The sequence below is a fragment of the Rubricoccus marinus genome (assembly GCF_002257665.1).
Taxonomy (GTDB): Bacteria; Bacteroidota; Rhodothermia; order Rhodothermales; family Rubricoccaceae; genus Rubricoccus; species Rubricoccus marinus.
Genome location: NZ_MQWB01000001.1, coordinates 2,724,053 through 2,750,246, shown reverse-complemented (window position 1 = coordinate 2,750,246; position 26,194 = coordinate 2,724,053). Strand labels below are relative to the sequence as shown.

At 69.9% G+C, this 26,194-nt stretch carries 22 protein-coding genes; 8 read left to right on the top strand and 14 right to left on the bottom strand.

Annotated elements, in window-relative coordinates; all coding sequences use genetic code 11:
• Together BSZ36_RS11615 and BSZ36_RS11610 are read left to right on the top strand one after the other, a co-directional pair.
• Window positions 1-189, top strand: coding sequence for a hypothetical protein (locus BSZ36_RS11615; RefSeq protein ID WP_094549109.1), 189 nt, complete (start codon window positions 1-3; stop codon window positions 187-189).
• Window positions 190-306: 117 nt separating this feature from the next.
• Complete coding sequence (locus BSZ36_RS11610) at window positions 307-2,508, top strand: RecQ family ATP-dependent DNA helicase (RefSeq protein ID WP_094549107.1); 2,202 nt, start codon at window positions 307-309, stop codon at window positions 2,506-2,508.
• A 147-nt stretch (window positions 2,509-2,655) separates the two neighbouring features.
• Here the strand turns inward: BSZ36_RS11610 and BSZ36_RS11605 are convergent, their stop codons facing one another.
• Complete coding sequence (locus BSZ36_RS11605; RefSeq protein ID WP_143536876.1) at window positions 2,656-3,759, bottom strand: hypothetical protein; 1,104 nt, start codon at window positions 3,757-3,759, stop codon at window positions 2,656-2,658.
• 112 nt (window positions 3,760-3,871) lie between these two features.
• On the opposite strand from BSZ36_RS11605, the gene BSZ36_RS11600 reads away from it, so the two are divergent.
• Window positions 3,872-5,410 (top strand): oligosaccharide flippase family protein, encoded by a 1,539-nt coding sequence (locus BSZ36_RS11600; protein ID WP_179271159.1) that lies wholly within the window; start codon window positions 3,872-3,874, stop codon window positions 5,408-5,410.
• Between the two features lie 86 nt (window positions 5,411-5,496).
• Here the strand turns inward: BSZ36_RS11600 and BSZ36_RS11595 are convergent, their stop codons facing one another.
• Window positions 5,497-6,153: a hypothetical protein gene (locus tag BSZ36_RS11595; protein WP_094549101.1), complete on the bottom strand. Its 657-nt coding sequence runs from the start codon at window positions 6,151-6,153 to the stop codon at window positions 5,497-5,499.
• A 216-nt stretch (window positions 6,154-6,369) separates the two neighbouring features.
• On the opposite strand from BSZ36_RS11595, the gene BSZ36_RS11590 reads away from it, so the two are divergent.
• Entirely contained in the window at window positions 6,370-8,211 is a 1,842-nt protein-coding gene (locus BSZ36_RS11590) for a Xaa-Pro dipeptidyl-peptidase (RefSeq protein WP_094549099.1), read from the top strand.
• Between the two features lie 74 nt (window positions 8,212-8,285).
• On the opposite strand, the gene BSZ36_RS11585 is transcribed toward BSZ36_RS11590, so the two are convergent.
• Genes BSZ36_RS11585 through BSZ36_RS11575 form a run of 3 tightly spaced genes read right to left on the bottom strand, consistent with a single transcriptional unit; the run spans window position 8,286 to window position 11,393 of the window.
• Window positions 8,286-8,699: an ATP-binding protein gene (locus tag BSZ36_RS11585; RefSeq protein ID WP_094549097.1), complete on the bottom strand. Its 414-nt coding sequence runs from the start codon at window positions 8,697-8,699 to the stop codon at window positions 8,286-8,288.
• A 4-nt stretch (window positions 8,700-8,703) separates the two neighbouring features.
• On the bottom strand, window positions 8,704-9,111 hold the full coding sequence (locus tag BSZ36_RS11580; RefSeq protein WP_094549095.1) for an STAS domain-containing protein: 408 nt from the start codon (window positions 9,109-9,111) through the stop codon (window positions 8,704-8,706).
• 2 nt (window positions 9,112-9,113) lie between these two features.
• Window positions 9,114-11,393, bottom strand: coding sequence for a PP2C family protein-serine/threonine phosphatase (locus BSZ36_RS11575; protein WP_094549093.1), 2,280 nt, complete (start codon window positions 11,391-11,393; stop codon window positions 9,114-9,116).
• Between the two features lie 204 nt (window positions 11,394-11,597).
• On the opposite strand from BSZ36_RS11575, the gene BSZ36_RS11570 reads away from it, so the two are divergent.
• From BSZ36_RS11570 to BSZ36_RS11555, 4 genes are read left to right on the top strand one after another with little or no spacing between them, the layout of a single operon-like run.
• On the top strand, window positions 11,598-13,430 hold the full coding sequence (locus BSZ36_RS11570; RefSeq protein WP_094549091.1) for a hypothetical protein: 1,833 nt from the start codon (window positions 11,598-11,600) through the stop codon (window positions 13,428-13,430).
• Window positions 13,430-13,978: a metal-dependent hydrolase gene (locus BSZ36_RS11565; protein WP_094549088.1), complete on the top strand. Its 549-nt coding sequence runs from the start codon at window positions 13,430-13,432 to the stop codon at window positions 13,976-13,978. Before BSZ36_RS11570 ends, BSZ36_RS11565 begins: the two co-directional genes overlap by 1 nt.
• A gap of 52 nt (window positions 13,979-14,030) precedes the next feature.
• Window positions 14,031-14,894, top strand: a complete 864-nt coding sequence (gene prmA / locus BSZ36_RS11560; protein WP_094549086.1) for a 50S ribosomal protein L11 methyltransferase — start codon at window positions 14,031-14,033, stop codon at window positions 14,892-14,894.
• A gap of 45 nt (window positions 14,895-14,939) precedes the next feature.
• Window positions 14,940-15,842 (top strand): Ppx/GppA phosphatase family protein, encoded by a 903-nt coding sequence (locus BSZ36_RS11555; RefSeq protein ID WP_094549084.1) that lies wholly within the window; start codon window positions 14,940-14,942, stop codon window positions 15,840-15,842.
• A 149-nt stretch (window positions 15,843-15,991) separates the two neighbouring features.
• On the opposite strand, the gene BSZ36_RS11550 is transcribed toward BSZ36_RS11555, so the two are convergent.
• The 9 genes from BSZ36_RS11550 to BSZ36_RS11515 all read right to left on the bottom strand — a co-directional run bounded on the left by BSZ36_RS11550 (window position 15,992) and on the right by BSZ36_RS11515 (window position 26,027).
• Window positions 15,992-16,237, bottom strand: a complete 246-nt coding sequence (locus tag BSZ36_RS11550) for a hypothetical protein (RefSeq protein ID WP_094549082.1) — start codon at window positions 16,235-16,237, stop codon at window positions 15,992-15,994.
• A 59-nt stretch (window positions 16,238-16,296) separates the two neighbouring features.
• Window positions 16,297-16,785, bottom strand: a complete 489-nt coding sequence (locus tag BSZ36_RS11545; RefSeq protein WP_094549080.1) for a hypothetical protein — start codon at window positions 16,783-16,785, stop codon at window positions 16,297-16,299.
• A complete protein-coding gene (locus BSZ36_RS11540) occupies window positions 16,782-17,810 on the bottom strand; it encodes a lysylphosphatidylglycerol synthase transmembrane domain-containing protein (protein WP_179271158.1) in 1,029 nt (342 codons plus the stop codon). Before BSZ36_RS11540 ends, BSZ36_RS11545 begins: the two co-directional genes overlap by 4 nt.
• Window positions 17,811-17,835: 25 nt before the next feature.
• Entirely contained in the window at window positions 17,836-17,967 is a 132-nt protein-coding gene (locus tag BSZ36_RS20020; protein ID WP_281253151.1) for a hypothetical protein, read from the bottom strand.
• A gap of 20 nt (window positions 17,968-17,987) precedes the next feature.
• The gene (locus BSZ36_RS11535) at window positions 17,988-18,620 is read right to left on the bottom strand and encodes a LolA family protein (RefSeq protein WP_094549076.1); all 633 of its coding nucleotides are present in this window, start codon (window positions 18,618-18,620) and stop codon (window positions 17,988-17,990) included.
• Window positions 18,621-18,817: 197 nt separating this feature from the next.
• Window positions 18,818-19,996 (bottom strand): energy transducer TonB, encoded by a 1,179-nt coding sequence (locus tag BSZ36_RS11530; RefSeq protein WP_094549074.1) that lies wholly within the window; start codon window positions 19,994-19,996, stop codon window positions 18,818-18,820.
• A 90-nt stretch (window positions 19,997-20,086) separates the two neighbouring features.
• Window positions 20,087-21,217 carry an alkaline phosphatase family protein gene (locus tag BSZ36_RS11525; RefSeq protein ID WP_094549072.1) on the bottom strand — a complete coding sequence of 377 codons (1,131 nt, stop codon included), beginning with the start codon at window positions 21,215-21,217 and terminating at the stop codon, window positions 20,087-20,089.
• Window positions 21,218-21,327: 110 nt separating this feature from the next.
• A complete protein-coding gene (locus tag BSZ36_RS11520) occupies window positions 21,328-22,911 on the bottom strand; it encodes a glycoside hydrolase family 16 protein (RefSeq protein ID WP_094549070.1) in 1,584 nt (527 codons plus the stop codon).
• 620 nt (window positions 22,912-23,531) lie between these two features.
• Complete coding sequence (locus tag BSZ36_RS11515) at window positions 23,532-26,027, bottom strand: glycoside hydrolase family 3 N-terminal domain-containing protein (protein WP_094549068.1); 2,496 nt, start codon at window positions 26,025-26,027, stop codon at window positions 23,532-23,534.
• Between the last annotated feature and the right edge of the window lie 167 nt (window positions 26,028-26,194).

Here is a 26,194-nt window from a genome sequence, read left to right as displayed (position 1 = left end):
ATGGAAGACACCAACTGGACCTTCGTCATCATCGCCACGACCGTCGGGTTCTTCGCCCTAGCGTTCATCCTGCTGTATCCGGTGTACCGATTTATGCGCAAAGAGGAGGACCTGGAAAAGAACTGGACGAAAGATGCCATCGCGAAGCGCCAGAGGCGGGAGCCGCCGTCCGGCGATGGGGCGGGGTAGGGTCGGCGCGGCCTCTGGCGCCAGAGGCCGGATGCACACTCTCCGTGGTCCTTTTCTCCCCCTCTTCCGCACGGGTGTGACGCCCCGATGGCGCAGGGTGGCGTGGTATCGTGAGGCATGAACGAGACGGCTCCCCATCTTCCCGACGTGCTCCTGCGGACCTTTGGCCACGTGGGCCTGCGGCCGGGGCAGGAGCGCGCGCTCGCGCCAGTCCTGGAGCGCCGGGACTCCCTGGTCGTGATGCCGACGGGAGCGGGCAAAAGCCTTATCTACCAGCTCGCCGCGGTCATGGACCGGCTGGCGGGGCGTGGCACGACGGTCGTCGTCTCGCCGCTTATCGCGCTGATGAAGGACCAGGTGGACGGCCTCCAGGCCAAGGGCATCGCCGCGGCGGCGGTCCACTCCGCGATGACGATGGAGGAGCAGAAGGCGGTCTTGGACCTCCTCGCCAGAGGCGGGCTGGACATGATCTACGTGGCTCCGGAGCGGCTGCGGCAGCGGGGCTTTTTGCGCGCGCTAGACGCGTGCAAGGTGGCCCGGTTGGCCGTGGACGAGGCGCACTGTGTGAGTCAGTGGGGCCACGACTTCCGCCCGGACTACCGCAACATCGGCCCCGCGCGGGACCAGATGGGCAACCCGCCGTGCGTGGCGCTGACAGCCACGGCCACGCGCGACGTGCAGCGCGACATTTGCGCCAACCTCGAACTCCGCGACCCGGAGGTGGTGGTGACGGGCTTCGACCGCCCGAACCTGCTCTTCGAGGTCGTTTCCACATCCGGCCGCGCGCAGAAGCGGCGCGCGCTGCTCGACGTGCTGGACGAGTACGCGAGCGACGCCGAGGCCTCTGGCGCCAGAGGCGCAGGGCTGGTCTACGCCTCCACGCGCAAGGACACCGAGGAGCTCTCGCAGTACATCCGCGCCGAGATGGGCTTGGCCTGCGAGGCATACCACGCCGGGTTGCCCGACCGCGAGCGGGCGTTCGTGCAGGACCGGTTTATCGGCGGCGAACTGGATCTCGTCGTGGCGACAAACGCCTTCGGCATGGGCGTGGACCGAGGCGATGTACGCTTTGTGGCGCACTGGTCGATTCCGTCCACGTTGGAGGCGTATTACCAGGAGGCGGGGCGCGCAGGGCGCGATGGGAAGCCGTCTCGCGCCGTCTTGTTCTACGCGCCGCAGGACCGAGGCCTCCGCGAGTGGTTTATCGAGCAGCAGGCGCCGGAGCAGACCGACGTGAACACGACCTACCGCGCGCTCGCCCGCCGCGCGGATGAGAACGGCATCGCGCGCGCCGAGCCCGACCAAATCGCCGATGCCTCTGGCGTGCACCCCGTCCTCGCGCGCGTCGCGCTGAGCATTCTGGAGCGGAGCGGCCTGGCGCAACGGCTGGACGACGAGGGCGCGACGCGCGTCTGGCGCGTGCAGGCGTGGGACCGCTCCCGCGTGCAAGACGAGTTGGGCGGTAGTGACCGGCACAAGCAGCACAAAACCGACCAGCTCCGCGTGGTGGTCAGCTACGCCGAGGCCGACCGGTGCCGCCGTCGCGTGCTGCTGACGCACTTCGGCGACAAGGCAGAACCGTCCGTGGAAGGCGCCGAGTGCTGCGACGTGTGCGCCGTGGAATCGCGGATGCAGGACGCACCGGACGAGATCCCGGAGTGGGACCAGATCCCCATGCACTCGCGCATCGCGCTGGGCCTGCTGGATGCCGTGACGCGACTCAAGTGGCCCGTCGGGCGCAAGACGATGACCAAGATCCTCGCCGGCTCCAAAGCCAAGGGCATGGACAAGTACGAGGGGCACCCGTACTACGGCCGCCTGGGCATGATGAGCCTGGACGACGTGGACGCGCTCTACAAGGGGCTACTCCTCAAGGGCTACCTCAAGACGGTCAGCGTGGAGGGCTCGGGCGGTAACCAGTTCCAGGTTCTGGACGTGGCGCCGTTGGGCCGCCAGGCGCTCGCGCATCGCGAGGCCATCGACGTGGGTCGCGATGGGCTGGCGGACAAGCTGACTCGCGGCGCCAGAGGCTCTGGCGGATCGGCCTCTGGCGCCAGAGGCGGCTCGGACGACATCGAGTTGGACGACGACGCCGGCGAGGTCTTCCAGTTGCTCCGCGCCTGGCGCTCCGACCTCGCCATCGAAAAAGGCGTGCCGCCCTACGTCGTGTTCAACGACAAGACGCTCCGTGCCGTGGCCCTTGCGATGCCGGAGTCCAACGACGACCTGCTGGCCGTCAAGGGCATCGGCCCGGCAAAGCTGGAGCAGTACGGGGAGGCCGTTCTCGCGATTGTAGCGGGGGAGGAGCCGCCGGAATAGCCTCTGGCGCATCAGGCCGCCGTGTCTCGGAGCGTAGGTCTCGTGCGACTACGGGGGGGGCTGCGGCTGATGTCGCGGCATTCAGGACGGAGGACACACCAGCGGTGTGTCCCTACGGGTGGTCTGGCGGCTTCTGGCGCCAGAGGCCTACGCCGTTAGCACCGCGCTCATCTCGCGCCGGAAGGCTCCGTGCTCCATGCCGATAGGGATTCGTGCGACGACGCACTCCGCCGTGCCCAGCGCCTGTGCGAGCCCATCGCGCCAGCGGCTGATCGTGGCCTCTGGCGTCGCGAAGGGCTCCAGGCCGAGGAGGCCACGGTTGTAGGCGTGCCACTGAAGGTGTGTCAGGAACTGCGCGAACTCAGTCTGGAGCACGCGGACCGATAGCTCAGCGGCTTCGTCGGCGCCGACAGAGTCCACGGCGATCTCGTCGCGCGCCTCGCGCATGAGGATCACGTAGCGCGCCAGAGGCCCGCCCTCGGAGACGGGGCCGTAGAGGGTTTCGGGCGCGGCGCGGCGGCGCACTTTGTCCAGGCCTCGCGCTTTGTGGAGGTGCCAGTGCAGACGGTCCAGCGCGCCGCGGCCTTTGAGCACGGAGTCGCGCAGGTCGTCGTGGCCGACCATGTTGTACCCGTAGACCTTCGGGTACGCGAGGTTGGGGAAGACGCGGCCTCTGGCGTCGAGAACCGCGATGTCATCGGCGAGGAAACGGTAGCCCGCGCTGCGGCCGAGTTCGAGGCAGAGCGAGGTCTTGCCCACGCCACCGGTCCCGCCGAGGAGCAACACGCCGCCATCGGGTGATTGCAGGCCGCTGGCGTGGATGGGCAGCCGCTCGGGATCCAGGAGCATCGCGGGGACGAGCGCCAGCTCGTGCGCGATCATGCCCGCGCGCGCCTCGCGGGTCGCAAACTGCATGTCGGCCGCGCGCTGCGCCTGGCGCCAGAGGCCGCTGGCGGGCCGGTTGACGCGCACGCCGAGCGCGCGGAGCCGCCCGGCGCCCCACGAGTAGTCGACTTCGGCCATCGTGAAGCGCGCCGTGAAGCCGCCCTCGTTCTCCACCTGCGCCGACGGGTTGGCGGCGATCACGCGCCGCGGGTGCGGGGCGTCAAAGCTGAGCGTGAGGTCGGGCGAGCTATCGGGAGCCGCGGCGGGGTAGTGCGCGAGCTCGTCGCGGAGCACGCGGCCCGCCACGCCGCTGCCGGCGTGGACGGCGACGGTGCGGCCGAAGATGTGGAGGCGGAGTGGGTCCATGCGGCAAGCTAGCGGGCTCGCGGCGCGGGCGAGGGCGAATGCAGGGTGCAGACGGCGCGGGCCTCTGGCGCCAGAGGCTCTGTCCCTCCCACCAACCGGTACCTTCGCGGCCGTGCCCGACGCTCCCGCCCCCGACTCCGCCGACGCCGCGCCAGAGGCCCAGACCGCCTCTGGTGGCGGGTGGCGGCTGATTCGCCAGTCGGGGCTGTACGCGCTTTCGGGCGTGGCGCTCAAGCTCGGCGGGCTGCTGCTCGCGCCGCTCTACCTCGATACGGCGCTGCTCTCCAAAGCGGAGTACGGCCAGCTCTTCCAACTGGAAGTGACCGCGCAGATCGGCGTGCTGCTGGGCGGGCTGGGCCTCGCCAGCGGCCTCTTGCGCTTTCTCGCCGACCCCAAGCACGCCGACGACCACGCGGCGCTGCCCGGGACGGCACTCGTGGCCTCTGGCGCCGTCGCCGCGCTGGTCGCGCTGGGGTTCGGGCTGCTTGCTCCCGTCCTCGCGCCGGTCTTGATGGCGCCCCAGGCGAACCCGGCGATCATCTGGTGGCTCGGGCTATACGTCGCGATGAAGGTCATCGGCGGGGTGCCGTATGCCGTGCTGCGCGCGAAGGAGCGGGCAGGCGTATTCGCGCTGGGCGTGGCGGTCGAGATGGCGGTTCTGGTGGCGGCGGTGTGGTACTTCTTGGGGACCGAGGGGCTCGGGCTAGAGGGCGTGATGCGGGCTTACGCGATGTCGGCGGGCGCTTCAGCGGCCATCCTCGTGGCCGTCGTGCTCGCCAGAGGCGGGTGGCGGATCCGCACGCGGCTCATCCGGCCTCTGGCGGTGTACGGCGTGCCGCTGGCGCTGGGTGGGCTCGGTGGGCTGATGCTGAACGCGGGCGACCGCTACCTGCTGGGCTGGATCGCGGGCGACGAGGCGCTGGCCGTCTACGGCTGGGCGGCGCGGATCGGGGGGATCTTGAACGTGCTGCTCGTGCAGAGTCTGCAACTGGCGTTCCTCGCAATCGGCCTGAAGACGCTCTACGGTGCCGATGGCAAGCTGACCGATAGCACGCTGCACCCGCGCGTCTTCCGGCACTTCGCGGCGCTGGGCGGCTTCGCCGCGCTCGGCCTCTCGCTCGTCACGTTCGACGGCACGCGCATCCTCTCGTCCGAGCCGGCTTACCTCGGCGCCAGCGGCCTCGTGTTGCCCGTCGCCCTGGGCTACGTGGGCTACGGGCTGTACTTCGTCGTCGTGAACGTGCTGTACGCGGCGGGGGAGACGCGGCGGATCTCGCAGGGCGTCATCGGCGCCGCGGTCGGGAACGCGGTCCTCAACCTACTGCTGATCCCGCCGTTCGGCGCGATGGGCGCGGCCCTCGCTACGGTCGCGTCGTTCGCGGGACTGGCGCTCTACGCCGAGCGCGTCGCACGCCGACACGCGCCGATCCGCTACCCGTGGGGCGCGGCGCTCGCCTCTGGCGTGATCGCCGCCGTCTTAGCGCTCGCAGCGATGCCGTCTGAGGCATGGGGCCTGTGGCCGCGCGTGGCGCTCCGGGCAGGGCTTCTGGCGTGCTACCCAGCGGCGCTATTCGCGCTGGGGCTGTACGAGGTGCGTGAGATCCGCAACGGGCTGGCGATGGCGCGGGGCTGGCTCCGCCAGAGGCCCTGAGCCTCTGGCGCTAGAGACGAGGAGGCCCGTGGCGTCGGCGCTTCCCGATGGGCGCGCGGTCGTACGGCGCCAGAGGCCCCTGCTGTCTAGTTCGAGGCGGGCAGAAAGTCCGTCTGGGTAAACGTCTCGATTAGAACGACGCGCATCGAGTCTTGCCCTTCTGTGTAAAAGGCGTAGGCTTGGTCATACCGCTGGAAGCCCCCACCTGCCACGAGGGTGCGGATGTACTCGGGGCTCCCAGGCGTGAAAGCAAAATCTCGAGCGGCCTCCCCCGTCGACGGAATACGAAGGCGGCGCAGGCTAAATGCGTATTCGTAGAGGTCACCAGAGTTCTGGACGGTGACAGAGGCATCGTAGGACAGCCTGTTCACAGCATAGGAGCTCTCGTCTCTCGAGAATAGCAGATAGGGATCATTATTCCTCGGATCGGACGAGTGCCAGATATCGCCGTCGATGTCTGCATAGAAGCCACCCATGTTTTGGTCTAGCGCGTGGTAGTTGGACCGCATTTCGACCCAGCGAACACCGTCTTCCTCGATCTCCGACACGATTCGCAACGTGTCTGCCGTGCGTCCAGGGAACGTGGTCCCGTGGTACGAATACGTCCTCTCCATGTCGAACACCCACTCGTTGCCTACCTCTAGCGGGATCAGCGGCGCCTTCTCTTCAGGAGGCGATTGCGTATCGCAGCCTGCGAGGGCGATGAGGGCAAACAGCGAGACGAACAGGGCACGGTACAGCATAGCGCGTGGGGTGAAGGGGGGCGTACCGATTGTGTATAGGCGCTGTAGCGCAGGTGAGAATGACAGCGTACGCATCCGCGCGTGAACTGACAAGGGCAAACGCATAGCCAGACGCTTCCGCGAATGCAGAGCGCTAAGTGCCAGAGGCTCTGTTGAGCACGCCCGCGCGCAGTGGTTACGTTCGATGCTGCCCCTGCACCACCAGCCTCCGACGCGATGCGTTTGCTTCTCCTTCCCCTGGCCTTTCTCATCGCCCTTCCCGCCAGCGGCCAGGCGGGCCCTCGGTTCGAGGATGGGCAGGCGCAGGTCGTCCCCGCGTTCGAGGACGCCGAGGCGTGGATCCAGGAAGAGCTCTGGGTCGAGACCGAGTTCGACTCCGACGGCGATGGGATGATGGACCGCGTGCACACGGCCGTCGTGCGCCCTCAGCAGACCGAGACCGAGGGGCTTAAGGTGCCCGTCATCTACGAGACGAGCCCCTATTTCGCGGGGACCGCCGGCGACTCCCCGGGCCTGTTCTGGAACGTGCAGCACGAGATCGGCGAGACGCCCCCGGCGCGCACCATGGGGCCGGATGTGCCGCTTCGCCTCCGGCCCGGCATTTCCTCCAGCCACGTGAGCACGTGGGTGCCGCGCGGGTTCGCCGTTGTCCACTCCTCCTCGCCCGGAACGGGTCTCTCCGAGGGCTGCCCGACCGTCGGCGGCATCAACGAATCGCTCGCGCCCAAAGCCGTGGTGGACTGGCTGAACGGCCGCGCCAGAGGCTTCACCGCAGCGCGAGGCGGCGAGGAAGTCACGGCGGACTGGAGCACCGGCAAGGTGGGCATGACCGGCACATCCTACAACGGCACGCTGCCTCTGGCGGCGGCGACGACCGGGGTGGAGGGGCTGGAGGCCATCATTCCCATCGCGCCCAACACGTCGTACTACCACTACTACCGCTCCAACGGGCTCGTGCGCAGCCCCGGCGGCTACCTCGGCGAGGACATCGACGTGCTGTATGACTTTATCCACAGCCGCGACTCCGATCTCCGCGCCACCTGCGACGCCTCGGTCCGAGACGGCGAGATGGGTCCCAACCTCGACCGCCTCACGGGCGACTACAACGAGTTCTGGGCCGGCCGCGACTACCTCAACGTCGTCGAGAACGTGCAGGCCGCCACGCTCATGGCCCACGCCTTTAACGACTGGAACGTGATGCCGGAGCACAGCACCCGCATCAGCGAAGCGCTCAAAGCGCGCGGCGTGCCCGTGCAGGAGTACTTCCACCAGGGCGGCCACGGCGGGCCGCCGCCTCTGGCGCAGATGAACCGCTGGTTCACGCGCTACCTCTACGACGTCGAGAACGGCGTCGAGAACGACCCCAAGGCATGGATCGTCCGCGAGGGCGACGAGCGCGACAACCCGACGCCCTACGCCGCGTACCCGAACCCCGACGCGTCGCCCGTGATGCTGTACCCCCGCGCGGGGCAGGTCGTGAACGACATGAACGGCGTCGGCGCTTTGGCGCCAGAGGCCTCTGGCGGACAGGGAATGGCGACGGTCGTGGACAACGTCTCCTTCGGGGGGCAGGCGCTTTCCGCAGCGGAGTGGACGCAGCACCGGCTCTTGTTCGTCACACCTGAACTGGCGGCGCCGCTGCACCTCTCCGGCACCTCCACCATCCGGCTTCGCGTGGCGTCCAACAAGCCGGCCGTGAACCTCTCGGTCTGGCTCGTGTCGCTGCCGTGGACCGAAGGGCGGGGCGCCAGAGGCGGCATCGTGACACGCGGCTGGGCCGATCCGCAGAACTACGTCTCGTCGGTGGAAGGCACGCTCACATCGAGCATGCCTCTCACGCCGGGCGAGTACGTGGACATGCAGTTCTACCTCCAGCCCGACGACCAGATCCTCGCCGCAGGTCAGCAACTCGGCCTCCTCGTCTTCTCCAGCGACCGGGAGTTCACGCTCTGGCCGCAGCCGGGCACGGAGTTGATGGTGGACCTCGACGCGCTCGCGCTCGAACTGCCCGTGGTGGGTGGCGCCGCTGCGCTCCAGGCGGCTATGGGGCAGAACTAAGCCTCTGGCGGACGCACCGGGCCTCTGGCGCCAGAGGCCCGGGACAGATTGCTTCCAGTCCCCAGTTCCCAGCGCTACCGCTTCCGCTTGTACAGCCGCACTTCGTTGGCACCCCGGACGAAGCGGTAGCTCAGGCTGTCGACGAGCGTTTTGAGCAGGTGCAGGCCGTAGCCGTGCACGGCGCGGGCCTCGCGGGCCTCCGCCAGAGGCACCGGCGGAAGCGTGGGGTCGAATCGGTCGCCGCGGTGGCGGACGGTCACCGCTAGACCGCTGGCATCGGACGCGGAGCGGATCGTGATGTGATCGCGCTGGTCATCGAGGCCGTGCTCGATGGCGTTGGCGACGGCTTCGTCCACGGCCGTCCGCAACTGGCGCGTCTCTTTAGGAGAGAGCCCCGCCTCGCCCGCCCAGTCCTCGACGTGCCGGCGCACTCGTTCGAGCTCGCTCGTCTGGCCTGGAATTCGGAGGGTGTGGGCGCGGCGCGGCATCGGGTCAGGCGGTCGGGGAGGACTCGCCAGCGGCGGCGCCTGCGGCCTCTGGCGCGAAGCGCGCGACGGCCTCGTCCACGCTTGGCGCGAGGTCGAACAGGAGCGGGAAGCCGAGCAGGTCGAACACTTCGAAGACCTCCTCGGAGAGCGCCGCGATTTTGAGGTCCCCGCCGCGCTCCCGGACGGGCTCCAGAAACGCCATGAACACGCCGAGCCCCGCCGAGGACACGTAGCGCAGGTCGTCACCGGCGACGATGAGGCGCGCGTGGCCCTCGTCCAGGCAGGACTGGAGCGCGTTCTCGAACTCGGGGGCGGTGTGGGCGTCGAGCTCCCCCGCAAGGTCGAGCACGCGGATGTCGGCGCCGGAGGCGGGCGCGGGGAGCGTGCGGAACGAGACGGAAAAGGAGGGCATGATCAGGCGGGGGTGAGGCCGTCCCACGCGACGACCACGACGGTCACGTCGTCGTCGGTTTCGGGATGGCCGGAAAAGCGGGCGACGTCGTCCAAGAGGGCGTCGCGGAGCGCGGCGGGATCGCAGTGGTCCATGCGTGCGCACAGGCGCGCGGCGGCATCGGCGAGGCGGTCGTAGCCGTAGCCCTCGCCCGAGGCGTCGCGGGCTTCGACGAGTCCGTCGGTGAAGAGGATCACCACGTCGCCAGCGGCGAGCGTGATCTGGGTCTCCGCGAGCGTGCGCTCGAATAGCGGGCCGCGGTCCAGGCCGAGTGCGAGGCCATCGGGGCGGACGTATTCGGTGCGGCGCGCGACATCGGAGGAAGGCACCGCGCTCTCGCCTGCGCCCGTCCTCGTAGGTTCGCCAGAGGCCTCTGGCGCCGCGCGAACGACGAGGGCGGGGCAGTGGCCCGCGCGGGCGAGCGAGAGCGTTCCCGCCTCGGCGTCCAGCACGCCGTAGATGGCGCTTACGAAGGCGCCACGCTTGAGCGACGGCGAGAGCGCCTCGTTGGCGCGGCAGAGGAACTCCGAGGGCGAGCGCGTCAGCCGGCTCGCGGCCTGGAAGATGCCCTTCATCTCGGCCATGTAAAACGCCGCCCCCGCGCCCTTGCCGCTCACGTCGGCCACGATGATGCCGAGGCAGTGGTCGTCGATCGTGACGGCGTCGTAGTAGTCCCCGCCGACGGTTTGGGCGGGCTTCTCGATGGCCGCGAGCCGAGCGCCCGCCACCTCGGGGAGCGTCTCGGGGAGCAGCCGTTGCTGCACCTCGCGGGCGAGCGCCATCTCGCGTTCCAGGTTCTCGCGCTCCAGCGCGCTCGCAAAGAGCCGCGCGTTGGCGAGCGTGAGGCCGGCGTGCGCCGCAAACGTCTCTAGCGCCGCCACATCGTCCGGCTGGAAGGCCTCTGGCGACCGGCGCGCCACGATCAGCGTCCCGGCCTCCGGGCCCGTCCCGAGGCGGAGCGCGACGAGGCTGCCGAGGTCGCTCCCGGGCCGGGTGCGGATGCGGTGGTCCGCCGCCGCGTGCTCGATCACCAGCGGCTCGCCAGAGGCCCCGTCCGCCAGCGCCCGGTGGTCTGCGGCGCCAGAGGCGGCTTGGGTCGAGAGCGGGTGCGCCGAGGCGATGCGCGGCGTGAGCGTGCCCGAGTCCGGATCGGGCAGCGCCACCCAGGCGGCGTCGGCCAGTCCCGCCTCGACGGGCGCGAGGGCGACGGCCTGCGAGATAGAGTCCACGTCGAGGCCCTGGCCGGAGAGGTCCACGAGCGAGCGCATCGCGCGGCGCTCTCCGGCGCGTTGCGCAAGCGCCTCGCTCGTGGGCAACTGAAACAGCAGGACAAGCGTGGCCGTGAGCGTGTAGAGCACGCCCGCGATGAGCACGAGCCGGATGACCAGATCGACCGGGACGCTGACGGAGGCGGAGTACGCCAGCGTGCGCCCGTTCATGAGCGCGTCCGCGATGGGGAAGCGCGCGGCGCCGCCCGTCACGCGCAGCGCGAACAGGCCCGTAAGCGCGCCGCCGAGTAGCGCCGCCGCCGCCGCCGCGATCGCCCTCTGGCGCAGCGAGAGCGCGCCGACCCAGCCCTGCCGGAACGCGCACGCGAGCGCGAACACGCTGCCGAGCATGAGCACGAACGCCGTCGCGAGGCGGCGCCCGTCGTCGCTGGGCAGCATCCCCGCGGTGATGAGGCCGAGTAGCAGCGTGGCGAGCAGGAGCCCGCGCCAGAGGCCTACCGCCAGAGGCTTCCGACGGTACAGCACCAGCGTGCGCAGCCCGGCCAGAAGTGCGGCCACGAACAGCGCCTCAGTGACGAGCGCGCTCCCGGCCACGAGGGCTGTCGGGAGGTCCATCGGCAGGCGGGACTTCGCGTCCACGGCGCCTTCGACGAGGAGCGAGAACGAGAACTCCGCGCCCAATAGGAGCACCGCCAGCAAAAGCAGGCGCCAGAGGACGCGGATCGGCTCTGTCGGCGTGCCGAGCCTCTGGCGCCGCCGCCCCGTCAGGAGCAGGTACGCCAGCGCGACGGAGAACACCGCCACCAGGTCTAGCCCAATGCGGACGCCGACCGACGGCGGCGTCCGCGCGATCCCGAGCGAGCCATTCGCGAACGCCACGCCGCCGAGCCCGAGGGCCACTACGGACCAGAACGCCACCTGCCGCACCCGCGACGACACCATCACCGACGGCAGCCGCGAGAGCCGCGCGCCCAGCGAGGGCCGGTCGGAGGCAGGGGCGGTCGTGGTCGGCACAGGAGGGGGGAAGGGCCTCTGGCGCGAGGGCGGCAGAGGGGCGCGCCGTCGCCGGCGCCGAGAAAGAGCGGGGCGTCCCTACGGGGTTCGCCAGAGGCCAAGTTGCACGGCGCCGCGCCCGGCCGCTGCCGCGCGGTGCGAATATACCCGGCGAGCAACACTCCCCGAGGTCTCCCGTAGCCCGCCCTCCCTCCGGTCTATCCCGTGCGACGTTTCGCCTCCCGCTTTCTCCTCGTCGGCCTCGTCGGCGCCATCATCGTCTTCCTGATCGTCCGCGCCGACGAGCGGGGCGGGACGCTCGCCTCTATCGAGAGCATTTCGGCCGAGGGGGAGCCCATCCACCGCGCCTTCCGCGTGGACGAGGCGATGCGTGTCGCCATCGAGGCCTCGGGCTCATTCGAGACGGGCGGCGGCGACAGCACCCTCGCGGCGCAGGGATGGCTGGTGCACCGCGAGACCGGCCGCGTCGTCTGGCGCATGCGCCCGGCGGAGCGTCCCGCCAGAGGCTCCTACGTGCTCATGCGCGACACGCTCGCGCTCGCGCCCGGCACCTACGACGCCGTCTACGCCGCGCTCGGCGACCCGCTCGTGCGCCAGACGCGGTCCTCTGGCGACGGCATCGGCGCGCGCTTCAACGACTTCCTGAGCAGCGGCGGGCGCGGCTGGCTGGGCGATTCCGGCCGCTGGCGCTTTATCGTCACGCCCGCAGCGGCCGAGGACCGCGAGCGCGCCCACGGCATCGACTCCGACTGGCCGGACGACCCCGAAGGCCTGGTGTGGAGCAGCGGCGCGGCGCGGAGCCGGACGGAGTACGGGACCACGCTCCGCGCGACGGCCCCGGTCACGGTCCGGCTGGATGCCGTGTTCGAGGCCACAGGCGGCTCGGTCGCCGACAGCGCGTTCGTGCTCTCGGCCTCTGGCGATACGCTGTGGGTGGCGCGTGGGGAGGGCTCCGAGTGGGCCGGGGGCTCTATCAAGAACCGCCGCCAGAGCGAGACGCTGCGCCTGGAGCCCGGCCTCTACCGCGTTGCGTTCCACACCGACCGGGACCACGCCAGCGGCTCGTGGACAGCCAACCCGCCGTGGGAGCCGTGGAAATGGGGGCTCCGCATCGCGCCCGCCGATTCCGCCGCCGCCTCTGGCGCCATCGCGCCGCTGGACCCGCTGCAGGACTTCCCGCGCATCGCCGAGATCGAGTGCGCAGGCGAGGACGCGGACGAGCGGGTGCGTTTCGAAGTGGTGGAAGCGCTGGACGTGCTCGTCGTCGGCGTGGGCGAGATCGTCGGTGGCACGAGCTACGACTATGGCACGCTTTCCCGGTTCGGCGAGGTGATCTGGGATATGCGCACGGTAACCACGATGCCCGCTGGCGGCGACGAGGATAACCGCCGCGCGGAGCAAACGCTGACGTTGCAGCCTGGCACGTACTCTCTCGCCTACCGGACTGACGACTCCCACCACTGCGGTGACTTCAACCGCCGCCCGCCCGACGTGGAGGACTTCTGGGGTGTGGTTGTTCTCTCCGCCGATGGGAACGAGCCCGGCGACCGCGTCCGGCTGCTCGCGCCAGAGGCCGCGCCCGCCTCTGGCGGCGAGACCCCGGCGCCGCCCGGAGAGATCCTGGCCTCGCTCACGCAGATCGGAGACAACCGGGAGGCCTCCGGCCAGTTCACCCTCTCTGAACCCACCGACGTGTGCGTGATGAGCCTCGGCGAGATCACAGACAGCCGCCGCAGCGACGCCGCGTTCATCAACGGAGACGACGGAGACCTGATCTGGGAGATGACCTACGCCGATTCCCAGTCTGGCGGCGGCGCCGATGACAACCGCCTCGCCGTCACCCGCCTCCGCCTCGCGCCGGGCCGCTACACCGCGCGCTTTATAACGGATGGTTCGCACGCGTGGGGGGACTTCACGATGGACGAGCCCACCTACCCGGACCTCTGGGGCGTGCAGGTCTGGGCTACGCCAGAGGCCGACGACGACGCCTCTGGCGTGGAGGCGTGCGTGCTGCCGGGCATCGCGTTCGACGCGTAATGGCGTCGGTTTTTGGCCACGCGGTCGCGGCGGGAGCGCTCGGAACGGCGGTGAAGCCGTCCTGGCGCGTGTTCGCGCTGGGCGCGTTTTGCTCCGCGCTTCCGGATGCCGACGTGGTGGCGTTCGCGCTCGGCATCCCGTACGAGCACCCGCTAGGGCATCGTGGCGCGACGCACTCCGTCGCGTTCGCCCTTTTGGTGGGCGCGTGTGTGTGGGCCGCCGTCCGCCTCTGGCGCGCGCGCAGGCCTCTGGCGCCAGCGGCGGTTTCGGCGCGAGCGCTGGGCGTTTACGCGGCGCTCGCCACACTCTCGCACGCCGTTCTGGACGCGATGACGACGGGCGGCCTCGGCGTCGGCTTTTGGATCCCGTTCTCGGCGGAGCGGTTCTTCTTTCCGTTTCGCCCCATCGCGGTCTCGCCCATCGGCGCGGGCGCGTTCTTCTCCGCCAGAGGCGTGGCGGTCGTGGCGAGCGAGGCGGTGTGGATCGGCCTGCCTGCGCTGGCGTTCGTGGCGGCGGTCTGGACGTGGCGACGGGTTCGGGCGGCGTAGCCTCTGGCGCCAGAGGCCGGGCACCGCAGCCCGCTTCTGGCGTAGGCGCCCCATGACCGATACGATCGCGCTCACGCTGCGCCTCCCCGACGACGCCCACGACCTGATCATCGCGGAACTGTCCGACCTCGACTTCGACGCCTTCGAGTCCGACGCCGATGCGCTCCGCGCGTGGATGCCGGCGCCGCGCTGGAGCGAATCCGTCCGCGAGACCGTCGCCCGCGCGCTCGCCGCGCACGGCGCCTCGCCAGAGGCCATGACCGTAGAGGTGATGCCGGGCCAGGACTGGAACGCGACGTGGGAAGCCAGCCTCCAGCCCATCGAGGCCGGCGCGTTCGTCGTCGCGCCGACGTGGGCGGACATCGCGCCGACCAACCGCTACGTTCTGCGCATCGACCCAAAGATGAGCTTCGGGACGGGCTACCACGAGAGCACGCGGCTGTGCCTGCGCCTGCTCTCGGAGCACCCGCCAGAGGCCTCTGGCGGCGCCGACGCAGCCTCTGGCGCTCGCGTTCTCGACGTGGGGACCGGGACGGGCGTGCTCGCGCTCGCGGCCCTCGCGATGGGGGCGGGCGAGGCCTGGGGCGTGGACATCGACCCGTGGAGCGTGCCCAACGCCGAGGAGAACGCCGAGCGCAACAGCATGAGCGCGCGGTTCACCGTCCGCGAGGGCGACCTCGGCGCCGCGCCCGATGGCCCGTACGGGCTCATCTTCGCCAACATCCTCAAAAGCACCATCCTGCCCATGCTGCCTGATCTCGTGACGCGGATGGCCTCTGGCGGCGCGATGATCCTCGCGGGCATTCTCCGCACGGAGCGCGACGAGGTCGTGGCCGCTTGCGAGGCGCATGGCCTGGCCCTCAGCGCGGAGAAGACCGAGAACGAGTGGTGGGCGGGCCGCGTCGTGAAGGGCTAGCCTCTGGCGCCAGAGGCCTTTCATTCCCATTTATCCTCGTTTCCCATGCGCATCTGCGCCATCGACGTCGGCACCAACACGGTCAACAGCCTCGTCGCCGATCTCGCGCACGGGCGCCTCGTCGTCCTCGCGGACGACGAGCGCTTTGCCCGTCTCGGGCAGGGCGTGGACCGCGCCGGGCGCCTCGCGCCAGAGGCCATGGACCGCGTCGTGGACCGCCTCGCGCAATCGCTCGCGACCGCCAGAGGCCTGGGCGTGGAGCGCGTCGTCATCGGCGCGACGAGCGCGAGCCGGGACGCTTCCAACGTGGGCGAGCTACAGGCGCGCGTGCGCGACGAACTGGGTCTGGACTACGCCGTCATCACGGGGGCGGACGAAGCGCGGCTGAGCTTTCTCGGCGCCCTCGCGATGTTGCCAGCCGTGCCCCGCGCCGTCGTGTTCGACGTCGGCGGTGGCTCCACCGAGATCGCCTCTGGCGCCAGAGGCGCGGCCCCTGCGTTTGCGCGCAGCCTCAACGTGGGGACCGTGCGCCTCACCGAGCGGCACGGCGCCGTCCCGCCCGTCGATCCGGGACTGGACGGCTCCGGGCCTCTGGCAGCGGTCGCGGCGGATGTGCGTGCGGCGCTGGCGGAGATCCCGCCGGAGGTCTGGGTGGATGGCCCACTGGTGGGCACGGGCAGCACGGCCAAGGTGATCGCGCACCTCGCGGGCGGCTCAGACGTGCCTCTGGCGCAGATCCGCGCCTCGCGCGAACGGCTCGCCACGCTCTCGCCAGAGGCGATCACGGCGCTCGCGCCCGACGTGATGACGGGCCGCGCCGACGTCGCGCTTTCGGCGCTCGTGATCGTGCAGACGATCCTGGAGGCCTCTGGCGCCGAGCGCTTCGTGGCGTCGGCGGGCGGGCTGCGGCACGGCCTCGCGCTGGAGGCGGCGAGCGCGGCGCCCTAGCCCACCACGCCAGAGGCCTGAGCACAAAAAAGCGCGGCGGCCCGTCTGGACCGCCGCGCTTCCCTCTGAACCGCACGGGGCATGGGCACCCCGCGTGGCTTTCTCACCCAACCCGGGAGAGACTCGGTGGCCGCTGGCGCGGCCGGGATCTAGGACCTCCGCCGGAGGCCGTACACGATCTTGCGGATCGTATCGAACTGGAGGTAGGGGTGCTGCTCGCGGAGCTCCTCGATGGCCTCGTAGGCCGGGACGTTCTCGCGGCGCATGGACTGGAACTGCTGCCGGATCTGGTAGTCGCGCACGCCCTTCTCGTTGAGGAGGTTGTGCTGCTCCAGGAGTGCGTACACGTTCTCCGGGACGAGTCCTTGAAGGGGATTGGCGGCGTGGATTTCCATGATCGGCGAGGGGCGTCGGCGTGGCTACAACAGACGGTACGCACCCAACCGCCGCGTCCCTAGCGTAGCCCTCCTGAACGGTCCGATCCATCCCCCGAACGGTCCGACTCGGTGCCGAACCGCGTCGAATCCGGAAGCACGCGGACCGAGTCCGGCCCGTCGAACGAGGGGACAGTAAAGCCCTCGACCTCCGCCCACGAGACGGCGTCCAGCCGCCGGGGCGCTCCCTTCTGCTCCCGCACGCGCCCGACCGCGAGAAGCGTCGAGCCCTGCTGGATGTCGTGCTCGTCGTCCAGCCGAACGGTGATCGCGCCGTCCCCGTCGGTCAGGAGAACGTCCACGTCGCTCTCGCTCTCAATCACCCGCCCAGTCACGCTCGCGGTCACGATGCGGCGGCGGAGCGAGACCGAGTCCAGCCGCGCCAGAGGCCCCGCGCCGATGTCGACGCGCGTGGGGCCGCCGATGGACTCCGGGCCGAAGGACCACACGGCCCAGCCTGCCGCGCCCAGCGCGAGGATGCCTGCGAGTGCGAGGAGCGCGCGCTTCATGCCGAGGCGTCTCGGGCGGAGCGCGTAACGGCGCGGAACGAGGTGCCTTGCCAGACTAGCGCGATCACGCCCAGTACGCACATCAGCACGAGCTGGGAGGCGTGCGTGAGGATGGCGTAGGCGGCCGCTGGCGCCTGCGCGACGCCGAGCAAGAGCACGAGGGTCTGCACCGCGATGTAGTGGTAGGAGCCCGTCCCGCCCGGCGAGGGCAGCGACATCCCCACCGCGCCGAGGTTCATCAGCGCCCACGCGTCCGCGAAGCCCAGCCCGTACGCGTCGGTCAGGCCGAGCAGCGCGAGCGGGATGTACGTCATCACGCCGTAGAGCACCCAGATGCCCAACGTGCTGCCCACGAGCGCGAGCCTCTGGCGGACGCGCAAGAGGCTCGCGAGGCCGTCCTTGAAACCCATCAGGACGCCGCGGACCTTTTCCCCGCCTCTGGCGAAGGCGAACCACGCGAGCGCGAGAAGCGCCGCGCCAGAGGCCGCGAGGAGCAGGACCAGCACGGTCCCGCTGATGGGCAGTGCTTCCAGCGCGGCCATCGTTCCGGCCACGAACCGCTCCGTGATCACGCCCACACGTGAGCCGAACAGCAGTACGACCGAGAGCAGCGCGATGGCGAGCGAGACCACGTCCAGCACGCGCTCGGCCACAACGGTCCCGAACACGCCGGAGAACGTGTGGTCCGAGCGGGACGAGAGGTTCGCCGCGCGCGCCACCTCGCCCAGCCGCGGAGCGGCCTGATTGACGAGGTACCCGATCAGCAGGCTCGCGAACGCGTTGCCAAAGCCGACGCGCTCGTGCTCGCCCGGCATCGCGCCGAGCAGCAACTGCCACCGCCACGCCCGCAGCGCATGCGAGGCGACGGTCACCAGCACGAGCGGCAGCGCCCATCCCCAACGCGCATCCGCTAATGCCGTCCCTACCGACGAGAGGTCCACGCCGCGGAGCGCGAGCCACAGCAGCCCGCCGCCGAGCGCGAAGCTGCCCACGAGGGCGAGAGCGGTCTTGAGGCGGGGGTTCACGAGTCGGCGGGGAAGTCCGAAAAAGCTACGTCGCGGCCTCTGGCGTCCACGTGCGCTTCTCGCGGAGGGCCGGCGCCTGGGGCGTCCGTTGCCCCTCGCCAGGGGGCCAAAGAGCGCACACAAAAAACCGGGCCTCTGGCGCCAGAGGCCCGGTCATGCGGAGTGCTGCCGCAGGCGTTAGCCGCGCAGGTCGACGGTCTCCGTGCCGCGCGGGGCGGTAAAGCGGAACGTGCTCGCGGGCAGGCTCGGGTTGAGGCGCACGTTCTTGAGGTCGAACGCGAGCGTGGCGCCGTTCACGTCGTGGACGCGGATCCGCGTCGGGACGCCATCGGACGAGCGGGCGTAGACCGTCACGTCGCGAACGGAGGAGCCGGCCTCTCGCGGACGCAGCGCGAGCACGTCGTGGTCGACGCCGCCGATCTTGGCGCGGCTGGCGCCCGTGGCGCGGAACACGCTGAGGTAGTCCGTGAACAGCTGGCCGATCTGGAAGCCGACGTCCGAGGGATCGTAGTCCTGAATCACAACCTGCTCCTCGGACTCGCTGTAAGACCACAGCGTGGAGCCGTCGGTGACGAGGGTTTGGCCGGGAAGCTGGAGGCGGAAGGCCTCATCGCGGACCGAGATCTGGCCGCGGAGCGTCTGGCCACCGGCCGTCTGCGTGAAGTCCGCCGCGAGCGTGTTGATGTTCGCGTACTTGGACTGGAGGCGGCGGGCGACAGCGTCGGCGTTCTGAGCCGATGCCTGTCCAGCAAAGAGGACGCCGGCGGCGAGGACGAGGGCAAAAAAGCGGGGAGGGGAGAGCGTACGCATCGGTGGGAGGGGCGGAGGCGCCCGGAGAGTGGGTGTACCCGTATGAGGTCCAAAGCCCGTGCCGCTGGCGCGGGGCGCAGCGTCACGCGCGAAAGATCCGAACGGGCGTCGCGTGCGTTCTCGCGTCCGTGTGCAAGTGTCGGGCGCGCCAGAGGCGGAGCCGTCGCTACGGCGCCTGTCGCCTCTCGCGCGAGAGTCTAGCGGAGGCGGAAGTTCATCGGGATCGTGAACAGCACCTTGACCGGCTGTCCGCGCTGCGTGCCCGGCTCGAAGCGCGCTACGGCGACGGCACTAAGCGCGTTGCGCTCCAGAAGCCGGGCGGCCTCACGCTGCTCCGCGGAGAGGCCGCCGCGCGGGATGCCTTTGGCGATGCGGAGGTCCACCGGCACGCCGCGCTCGTCTACGACGAACTGCACGAAAACCTGCCCCTCCACGCCTTGCTCGATGGCCTCTGGCGGATAAACGGCGCGCCGTTGCAGGGCCTCGAGTCCACCAATGAGCACGGGCGGTATCTCCACCGTCTCGTAGATCTCAGAGGCCTGTGGGCTTGGAGCCGGCGATGGTGGCTCTTGGTCTCGCGGACTCTCCGGCTCAGCCGCCAGAGGCGAATACTCAATGATGACGCGGTTTTCCTGCGGCAAGAATTGGATGCGTCTGGGCTCGCCGATGGAGTGCATGGAGAACCACCCGCCTTCCGATTCGCTGTACTCCGCGGCGTAGAACGCGCGGTCGGTTTCGAGCTGCTCCGTCGCGCCGATGAGCCGGACATCGAGCACGCTGAGGCGGCCAGATCGGACGGTTGCGAGAACGCGGTCCAACTCCGGGTCGGAAGGCGCTTCGTAGATAAGCGTCCCGTTGCCATTTTTGACCTGGCCGAAGACGGGAGCCCCGATAACGGCATCGGTACGCGGCCCGTCCCATACGTCGCCGAGCACGTCCGAGAGGTAGCCCAACGGGGAGGCCTCTTGCGGGGTGCTCTCGTCCGCGTCGCGCAGCTTGAAGTCAATGGGGATCGTAAAGCGGACCTTGACCGGGACACCCTGGTGGCGACCGGGCGCGAAGCGGCTTTCCCGCACCGCTGATACCGCGGCGTCGCACAACAACTGGTTCGGGCACATTACGGCGGTCGCGTCGGTCACGTACCCCGACTCGTTCACCACAAACTGCACGAACACCTTTCCTTCGATGCCCGCGCGGCGTGCCATCTCCGGGTACACGATGCGCCCCATGAGTCCCTCCAACCCGCCGAGCAACTCGGGCTTTTGCTCCACCACCTCGAAGACCTCGCCAGAGGCGTCAGGTGCCTCTGGCGCCGGGTTCTGCGCCATGACAGGCGCAGACATCACAAAACTGAGAACGAGAGCGGCGCGGCGCATGTGTAGCCAGAGAGCGGAGGAAGCCGTTAGGTACGGCCCCTGGCGCCAGAGGGCAACTCTATCGCGCTGGACCGGCCGCGCCAGAGGCGGTCATTTCACGTCCTCTGGCGCCACGGCGCGGCCTTGCTCGACGCCCAGGCGCAGCGGCTTCGAGCGGTTGATGGTGGAGCCGGGGACCGGGTCTAGGCCCAGGAGTTGCAGCGCGAGGTTGGCGGCCTCGCCGTTGCGGATGGGCTGCGGGTCCGCATCGTAGCCCACGTTCTCGGTACCCGGGTCTGCGCGAATGCCCTCGTTGAGAGCGTAGAGGTTGGCCGCGGGCACGCCGGGGCCCCAGACGTAGAACGGGATCGTGTAGTTGAGTGGGTCCTCGTCGTAGTGGATGCGCCCGTCGCCGCCGTGGTCGGCGGTCACGATGAGCGCGGTGCGGCCGACGTACCGCGGATCGGTTTCGATAAAGTCCAGGATCTTGCCGATCTGCGCGTCCGCGCGGCGCACGGCGCGGAGGTAGCGGCTCCCGTTGCGGACGCTCCACGTGTTGACGTGGCCCGATGCGTCGGGGTCTCGGATGTGGATAAAGGCGTATTCGAACGGCTGCCTCTCCAGGTCCGAGAGCATGCGCGTGGTGAGAATCGCGGTGTCGGGCTCGTACACGTAGCGGTCAATCTTGTCCCGCCCGTTGTCCTCCCCGCTCTCGTCCTCGGCGCCGTGGCTGCCGTCGTAGCTGACGTCGTAGAGCGAGAACTTGGATTTGCTGACCCAGGCGCCGGTGCGCAGGCCCGCGTCGTGCGCCACGTCGAACACGCTTGCGATGTAGCTGCCTTTGTTGGAGTGGAGCGTGACCCCGGGCGCGGGGTCCACGTTGACCGTCCACTGGTGGCCGTCGTCCCCGAAGACGCCCCGGCCGGTGAGTTGCGCGGTGTGGTTGGGAAGCGTTTTGCGGACGTCCGCGTCGGTCCTCGCGTTGTACGTGCTGGCGCCCTCGCGGCGCAGACGCGCAAACGCCGGAAGCGCCTCTGGCGCCTGGCGCGAGATCGCGTCGGGGCGGAGGCCGTCCACGCTGACGTGGATCACGTAGCGGACCGAATCCAGCGAGCCGGGCCCGCCGGGCCGCGCCTCCAGGCTCTCAGGCTGCGGAGGGAGCCGGACGATGGGGGAGGTGGGGCCGAACGGGATGCATCCGGCGAGCACGAGCAGGCCGAGCAGGAAGGAAGGGCGGCGCATCAAGCGTAGAGGTGGGGCGAGCGGCACGGCGAAACGCCGCAGACCCACAAAAACGCGCCGACCCCCGAAAGGATCGGCGCGGTGCGAACATTCCCGCAGGCGCCAGAGGCCTACCGGACGACCGAGAAGCGCGTGGCGGAGACGCCCGTCTCGGTCTGCACCCGCACGAGGTACACGCCGGGCGCGAGCGAGCCTGTGGGCATGTCCAGGCGGACGGCGCCCGCAACGCGGGCGCCTCTGGCGACGGTTGCCACGCGCCGGCCGAGCAGGTCCACCACGTCGACCGTGACTTCGGATGCCTGCGCGAGGCGGAAGGCGACCGTCGCCGCGCCAGAGGTGGGGTTGGGGTAGACGCGGACCTCGGCCTCTGGCGCGAGGGGCTGGGCTTCGCCGGCGGTGGCGCTCCCGGGCGCGAAGGTGATCTCGTCGAACGAGAGCGAGTAGCCGGGGCCAGTCGGGCCGACGATGGCGACGACGACCTCCAGCAGGCGCGAGTAGTCGAAGCCGTCGTTCGTGCCCTGGAACACGCTGTTGTCGTCGGTAAAGGCCGAGAGCGGGATGGACACGTCAGTAAAGCCGGAGCCGCCTGTGACCTGGTAGGTTGCCTGGTATTCGTCCTCCAACGCGCCCTCGTACGTGCCGTTGCCGTTGGTGTCCTCGTGGAGGTTGATCTCCAGCGTGAGCGGGAGATTGGAGGCCTGCACGCCGGGGCGCAGCTTAAACGTGAGCGCACTCGCGCCAGAGGCGTCCACGGTCCCGGGCGCGCCGGCCAGGACCACGCCCGCATAGCCGCCCGTGCCCGCCGGGTCGATGCCGACGTTGAGCGCGCGGTCGGGCACGCCGTTCGCGTCGGCATACGGGCCGACGCCGATGCCGCCCTCGGTCTCGCTAAAGGTGAACACGTTGCTCACGTCGCCGTCGTCGAACGTGTCGAAGACGAGCCCGGCGTTCTCGCGCCTGTAGACGCGCACCCAGTCGTACTGCGCCTCGGTGGGCAGCGCGCCGGGGTCCAGCGGGCCGGCCCAACTCAGGTTCGTGTTCCAGATGTTCATCATGATCTGCTGCGGCAGGTACGGCACCTGCGCCGGGTCCTGGCTCTCCAGCACCTGCTCGCCGTCCACGAACCAGCGAATGATCCCTGGCTCCCACTCGAAGGCATAGACGTGGAACTCGTCGGCGGCGTCGTACGCCAGAGGCGAGTCGCGGGGGAACGGCGGGACCTCGTATGGCGCGTTGTCGCCGGGGCGGTTGTAGAAGATGTTGGCCTGCATCGCGCGCGTGTCGCGGCCCTTGAACTCGATGTCGATCTCCTGCCACGGGTCGTAGCGGAAGGTGAAGAGCGACGAGATGACGCCTGAGCCTCTGGCGGCCTTCATGCGCGCCTCGAAGCGGCCGTAGGTGAAGAAGCCCGTTTGGTTGTCCGTACGGAGTTCGGCGCCGGAGTACAGGCGCGAGCCCGCGGCCTCTGGCGTGAGCCGAAGCGTGAGGAGCCCATCTTCCACGACCACGTTGTCCTCCACGAACTGCGCCTCGTTGCCGTCGAACGTGTGCGTGCCGATGTCCCAGCGCGCGTCGAAGGCGGCATCGCGGGCGTCGAAGTTCTCTTCCCAGAGAAGGACCCAGCCCTCGGGCGTGTCCTGGCTGCTGGCGCCAGCGGCCAGGGTGAGAAGAAGGGCGAGAAGAGGCAGACGCATAGGAGGTGGAGCCGAGGCCCCGGAAACAGGATGAGGTGTACCGCTGACCACGTTCGCGGTTTGGAGCGGCGCGGCCCGCGCTTGTCGGATGGGGCCGCCAGAGGCTTCCGTCCAGGTGGGAAATCGGCGCGCGCGAGCGGCTTGGGATCAATGGGTCGGGCGTTCTCGGCGCCTCTTGGCAGTGGAAGGAGGCCCGGACCAAGGCTCGGCGACGGCTCATGCAGACAGGAGGGGAAGGGTGGAAGCCCTCCCGGAAGCGCTTCGGTGTTAAGTCATTGCACAGGAAGGGCTTTCAGGAGCCGAGCGGTGCGACAACCACCGCGTAGCAGCGTTGATAGGGGGAATCAGAACGACACGTGCACACCGCTCCCCACTCCCATGTGGATTCTCAGCATCCTGCTTTTCCCGCCTTTTCTCTTCCTCATCCTTGGCATGGCCATTCGCGGCCTTGTGTACGTCGGCGAATCGCTAGAAGCGGTCATCGAAGTGGGCAAGACTCCATCTCGCGCCTAGCCTTACCGCGGCCGTCCGGATTGGCGCAAAGGATCTCGCCGCCAGAGGCCCAGGATGGAGCGTAGCGGAAGTGAACGGAGCGTCTGTTCCAGGCGATAGGTGAGGCGCTATCGCGCGGGCGTGGAGAGGACGAGCGGCGCGTCGCCGGTGAGCACGAATTCGGCCGTCTGATCCGCGACGCGGACCGAGAACGCGCCCGGCTCCACCAATCGGCGGCCTCTGGCGTCCACGAACGAGAGCGCGGCGGGATCGAGCGAGAACGTGAGCGTGCGGCTCTCGCCGGGCTCCAGGTAGACCTTCGCGAAACGCGCGAGTCGCTCAGTCGCGGGCGCGACGCTCGCCACCGTGTCGGAGACGTAGAGCAGCACGACTTCGTGTCCGGCCACGGCCCCGGTGTTTTGGACGGTGACCGTTACCGCCAGAGGCTCGCCTATCTCGGCCTCTGGCGCGACGGTGAGGCCCGAGGTCGCAAACGTCGTGTAGCCAAAGCCGTCGCCGAAGCGCGCCAGAGGCTGGAAGCCGGTAAAGCCGTAGCTCGTGTCCACGTCGTCCGAGAGCGTGCGGTCGTACGCGACGAGCATGTTGGGGCCGGAGGGGTAGGTGAACGGCAGGCGCCCGCTCGGGTTGACGCGGCCGAACAGCACCTCGGCAATGGCCTGGCCGCCCTCGTGGCTCGGGTTGTAGGCCATCACGAGCGCGTCGGCGCCCGCTTCGTGCTCGCCCAGAATGCGCGGACGGCCCTCTACCAGAACCAGCACGACCGGCGTGCCCGTCGCGGCGACGGCGTCCAGCAGCGCGAGTTGGGCGTCGGGCAGCCACATGTCGGTCACGCTGCCCGGCACCTCGGCGTACGATTCCTCGCCTAGCACGACGACCGCCACATCGGCGGCGCGGGCACCAGAGGCCGCAGCCTCCAGGTCCAGGCTCCCGTCGAATCCTGCGCCCGGCTCGTAGGTGGCCTCTGGCGCGATGGCGCGGATGCCGTCTAGGACGGTCCGGCCTTCGGGCATGTAGAGGTCGGCGCGGCCGTCGCCCTGCCACGTATAGGTCCAGCCGTTGTTGAGCGCGCGCATGGACGTGGCGGCTGGGCCAGTCACGAAGACGTTGGCCTCTGGCGAGAGCGGCAGGAGCGGGGCGCCAGAGGCGTCCGGTCGGTTACGGAGGAGGGTGATGGACTCGCGAGCGGCTTGGAGCGCGAGCGCGCGCGAGGCGGGCGCGGTCACGGCCTCTGGCGTCGACCCGGTGGCGGCGGGCGCGTCCAGCAGGCCGAGGCGGCTCTTAAGCGTGAGGATGCGCCGCACGGCCTGGTCGATGCGCGCCAGAGGCACCTCGCCGTCGCGCACGAGGCTCACGAGCGTGGTGTGGAACGAGAAGTCGTTGGGCACCATGCTGAGGTCCACGCCCGCGAGCACGGCCATCTTGGTCGCCTCGCGCTCATTCTCCGCGACGCGGTGCAGGGTCGCGAGCTTTTTGATGTCCTCCCAGTCCGTGACCGCTACGCCCTCGAAGCCCATCTCGTCGCGCAAGAGGCCCGTGAGGAGGTCATGGCTGGCGTGGACGGGGACGCCGTTGATGTCGCCCGAGTTGATCATGATCGTCGCCACGCCCGCGTCGATGGCGGCCTGGAACGGCGGGACGTAGTACTCGCGCAACTCGCGCTCGGTGATAAATGCGCTGCTGCGGTCGCGGCCTGTTCGCGGGCCGCTGTAGCCCAGGAAGTGCTTGCCTGTGGCCGCGGCGCGGACGCCAGAGGCGAGGTCGTCGCCTTCGAGCCCACGCACCTGGGCCACACCCATCACGCTCGCGAGGTGCACGTCCTCGCCGAACGTCTCGTAGAAGCGCGACCACGCGACGTGGCGACCGATGTCGAGAACGGGCGCGAAGTCCCACGGCAGACCGCCCGCGCGGATGTCGCGCGCCGTGACCGCCGCGGCCTCTTGCACGAGCGCCGGGTTAAAGGTGGCCGCGAGCCCGATGTTCTGCGGCACGAGCGCCGCGCCGCGCGTGTAGTTGGCGCCGTGCACGGCGTCGATGCCGTAGAGGACCGGCACGCCCAGCCGCGAGGCGCGCGAGAGGCTGTCGACGACGCCCGTGATCTCGCGCCACTCGTCTACGGTGTAGGCCTCGTCCACCACGTTGAGCACGCTGCCGACGTGGAAATCCTCCACAGCGCGGCGCAGCTTGGCGCGGTCCACCATGTACGGCCTCTGGCGCTTGTCCGCGATGACCTCTAGGGTGATCTGCGTCATCTGGCCCACCTTCTCCTCCAGCGTCATCTGCCCCAGCAGCGCGTCGACGCGGGGATCGGCCTCTGGCGCCGGGTGGACGCTCGCCTCGCGGAGGTAGACCTGGGAGTCGGCCAGATCGGTCTGGACCGGGCCACGCGGCGCCAGCGACAGGCGCGAGGCGTCGGGCGCGACGCGCGTCGAGTCGCCAGAGGCGAGGCCGGGCGCCGTGTTCCCGGCTGCGCTCGGCGTCTGGATCTGCGCCGGCGTGTCGGGCGCCGGTTCGCCAGAGGCCGGGCGGGGCGCCTCTGGCGCGGGCACGCGGGCGCCACCGCAACTGGTGAGGACAAGCGCGAAGGCCAGGAAACAGAGACGCATCGGGGGGCGTGGCAGGTGGGCTGAAGGCCGGTCTATGGGCGCCAGAGGCGGCTGGAAGCGCTTGCGCCCGTAGCCTTCAGGGTTCTATCATGCTGAACGTCTGAAAACGTTTTCAGGTCCGCAATCTACGCCTCCGCCAGAGGCCCCCGGCGCGGTCCGGGGGGGCA